Below are 3,482 nucleotides of genomic sequence, written 5' to 3' on the forward strand. Positions count from 1 at the left end.
CGATGATGCCGGCGGCGAACACAAAGAACGTGAATGGACCTGCTATGCCACGCAGCGCCTCAGCCGCCTGCGCCGAAGTCTGAATCGAAGAGTCCGTGCGCGTGCAAGGTCGTCGCCGTCGTCACGACGATGAAGAACGCGATCACATTCGAAAGCGCCATGCCGAGGTACGTGTCGACGCGGATCCGCGCGAACTCGGCAGGCGCTTCCAACGGTGCGTGGGTCAACGGATGCGCGCCGGGTCGCTCCTTTTCGTCTTCGACTTCCTGCTCTGCCTGCCAGAAAAACAGATAGGGGCTGATCGTCGTACCCATGACAGCGACGATGGCGACGAGATAACCCGGTTTGATGGATAGCGACGGCAATAGTACGGCCCAGCCGACCTGATCCCACGGCACTTTAACGACAAAGGCGCAGATCACGTAGCTGAACAACGACAGGCACAGCCATTTCAGGACCGACACATAGCGTGCATAGCGCGTGAATACTTCCAGCACGACCGACAGCAGCCCGAAACCGCAAACGTAGAGCAGGACGGGACCGGAGATCAGCAGCTTGAGTGCAGCGCCCATCGCGCCCAGGTCCGCACCCAGGTTGATGGTGTTCGCGACGAGCAGCAATCCGACCAGGCTGGTCGACAACCAGCGCGGATAGTGCTCGCGCAGATTGCCGGCGATGCCGCTTCCGGTGAGGCACCCGATGCGCGCGCTGATCTCCTGGATCGCGGCCATCAACGGATAGCTGAACAGAAGTGTCCAGGCGAGGCCATAGCCGAATTGCGCACCGACCTGGGAATACGTTGCGATACCGCTCGGATCGTCGTCCGATGCGCCGGTGATGAGGCCGGGGCCCATCACCTGTAGCAGCTTTGGACGAGTCGGCTGTTTGACCGGATCGTGGGTGAGCGTGTCCATGAGCGGGGCGCTCCTCGTGGCGGGCGAGTCGGTATGAGACTCTCAGGCAGTATCGGGTGCGGTGGACCCGGCGTTACGGTGGTCGTCGAAGACCGCGATTCCGACGTCATAGGGAGCCATGCGAGTGGTCCTTGAAAAGGTGAGAGGTATGCAGGCTGCTGCGCCGTGCACAACGAGCTTTGGAAGTGCGACCCTGTGCTATTTCAGATTGTTGAGTTCGGCACGCGCGAGCGTCTCGACCGATTCCCATGCGACATCCTCACGTTCGAAGAAAGTGTCGAGTTTGATGAGTTCCTTGCCCTTTGCCGCGCCTTTCCGAACGATACACACGCTCGCCACCCAGCCATCGGCGACATGATCCTTGACCGTCATGTAGGCGTCGTGTGTCCTGCTTGAAATGATTCTGTCTGCCATGGTGCCGCCTGTCTGATTGAACGACAGCCACGCTGGTCGCCGTCGCTGCCGGGTTAAGCTTGAGGTTCGTCGATAACTGTCGGCGCTGCTACATCCCGAACTTGTGTTCCGCAATGTATCTGTCGCCATATGCGAGTGCAGCCGCAAAGCCTTCCTCGCTCGTTCTAAAAAAGCCGACGTCATAGTGCTGTCGGCCGAAGGAAGGCAACCTTCCACAGCATGCCGAAGATGAAAATTGAAGGTGCCGTCCTGCAGTTCCATGCATTCGGGGGTGAATGTATGAATACGGGCTTGATACAACTTTTGGATGTTCTCCCTCATGACCTGCTCCTGCCTTTTATGCCTTTGAAAACTCCCGTTGTCGATCGGTCCAGGACCGCCTGACCAGGCGAGAACGGTGGTCTGCGCGGCGCCTCAGTCCGATGCAACCCGCTCGTCGGCGCCGGCATCCAGCCAATATCCGTGTTTGTCGTAAAACTGGTGCAGCTCAGCTTCGTAGTGCCGGTCGATCGGCATGGAGTCGTCGTAAGCGGGGCTATTCTTGATGACGTCGGGCGTCAATGCCGTGGATACGGTCGACTCGGACCAGTCGACCTCGTCTATCCAGTGAATCGCGATGAGCACGGCCTTGCCGCCGGGCCACCAGTCGTGTGTCTCCACGACCAGGTAACGAATCGCCCAGTCGGTATCGTCGTAAATGAAGTCCGACACGTGACCGATACTGCCGTCGGCTGTTTTGAGGTGATAGCCCTTGACCTCGTCGGTGCTGCGCAGATGAACGTCAGGTGGCGGGTTGCTCGTGTGCAGGGTTGGACGTGACGGCTTATCGAGCAGGGCGTCCGGGGCCACGCGTGTCGGGTCATACGCGGGATAGGCACCCATGCCCCACAAGTTGGGGCCGCCCCAATACGTCGGATAGCTGTAGTAGCGCAGATACTCGATCTAGTGCTGCCGCGATACCGGCTTGTGCGTGTCCAGCATTGGGCTGTCCCTCACTTGCTGGCGGGAAACGCCGACATGCACGATTTCCGATCCGGGGTCGGCGTGTTTCACGGAATACGGCGAAACCAGCACTTGCCGTTCATTGAGCCAATTGCCTGTTTCGACCACCAGATTACGCACACCCCATGACTCGTCGTCGAAATAGGCCTGACTGACCGAGCCGATGTCGCCGTCCACTGCGCTGACGGTGCTTCCGCGCAAGTTCTTTATGCTTCGCAACGTGGTTTCCCCACACTGTGTGTCGGCGAGGGCTGGCATTGCGCCGCGTTCCTCGGTCTGAATGTCAGTCTGAATGTCAAAGCGACGCGAGCCGGGTGACTTTGGTGCCTTGCAGCGACGCACCCGCCATCAGGCCAGTATTGGTCAGCACGAAAGCTTCGACCTGTCCGGTGGCGGTGCTGGTGTCGAGATTGCCGTTTGCGCCGACCTTCAGCACGGCCACGGAGGCATCGCCGCCAGCCGACCATCCGTCGCTGCCACGGAAGCGGGCCAGCGACTCCTCGGTCATGAACAGGAACACGATTGCGCGCGACTGCGCGCCGATCTGCCAGCCGATCGAACCGGTCGCCGTGCTGTAGTAGCCGGTGGTGTGTCCGCCGACGCGCAACGAACCTTCGCCATACTGGCCGCCGACCACGAAGCCGGCGTCGATTACCGATGGAAACGTCAGTACCCCGCGTGCCTTGCCAACCAGTTCACGCGAGCCGTTTGCCATGCGGTAGAGGCGCGCCAGCGTCGAGTCGACGCCTGCATCGATAGCGCGGCGCTTGTCCATTTGCTCACTGCGGCTCGCCTCGGAAGAAGAGGTGGTGGTGCAACCTGAGAGCGCCGCGCCGAGTGCCAGAAGCGATCCGGGCGTACTCCAGATGAAGGTTCGCCTAAGCATGATTTTCTCCCCGCAGGTCGACGATAGAAGACACGTTACGCGCACGCGCGGGAGAAAGCGGTACGACAACGTACAGACGCCTGTCTATGTTCAAACGCAGCATCCGCGCCGATCTCGCGAGATTCTTCTGATTTCGGCGGGCAGGGCTAAACCTTTATCGAGGTTTCGCGCAACCCGGTCGTTTTTTCGGTCCGAACGCCACCGTGCCGACTTACCGGACTGCATCGGCGAATCTGTCGTTTCAACCTGTTTTCGTTCTGCGATTT

The 3,482-nt window shown here is 60.1% G+C and carries 3 protein-coding genes and 1 pseudogene; all 4 read right to left on the reverse strand.

Annotation, left to right across the window (positions count from 1 at the left end):
- Nucleotides 1-59: 59 nt before the first annotated feature.
- The 4 genes and pseudogenes from QOC89_RS14760 to QOC89_RS14775 all read right to left on the reverse strand — a co-directional run bounded on the left by QOC89_RS14760 (nt 60) and on the right by QOC89_RS14775 (nt 3,216).
- Complete coding sequence (locus QOC89_RS14760) at nt 60-914, reverse strand: divalent metal cation transporter (RefSeq protein WP_323045684.1); 855 nt, start codon at nt 912-914, stop codon at nt 60-62.
- A gap of 198 nt (nt 915-1,112) precedes the next feature.
- A complete protein-coding gene (locus tag QOC89_RS14765) occupies nt 1,113-1,328 on the reverse strand; it encodes a hypothetical protein (RefSeq protein ID WP_132374555.1) in 216 nt (71 codons plus the stop codon).
- A gap of 414 nt (nt 1,329-1,742) precedes the next feature.
- A pseudogene (locus QOC89_RS14770) lies at nt 1,743-2,588 on the reverse strand (PRC-barrel domain-containing protein).
- Nucleotides 2,589-2,625: 37 nt separating this feature from the next.
- Nucleotides 2,626-3,216: a YSC84-related protein gene (locus tag QOC89_RS14775; protein ID WP_323045685.1), complete on the reverse strand. Its 591-nt coding sequence runs from the start codon at nt 3,214-3,216 to the stop codon at nt 2,626-2,628.
- Nucleotides 3,217-3,482: the final 266 nt, after the last annotated feature.

The sequence above is a fragment of the Paraburkholderia sp. genome, assembly GCF_034668105.1.
GTDB lineage: Bacteria > Pseudomonadota > Gammaproteobacteria > Burkholderiales > Burkholderiaceae > Paraburkholderia.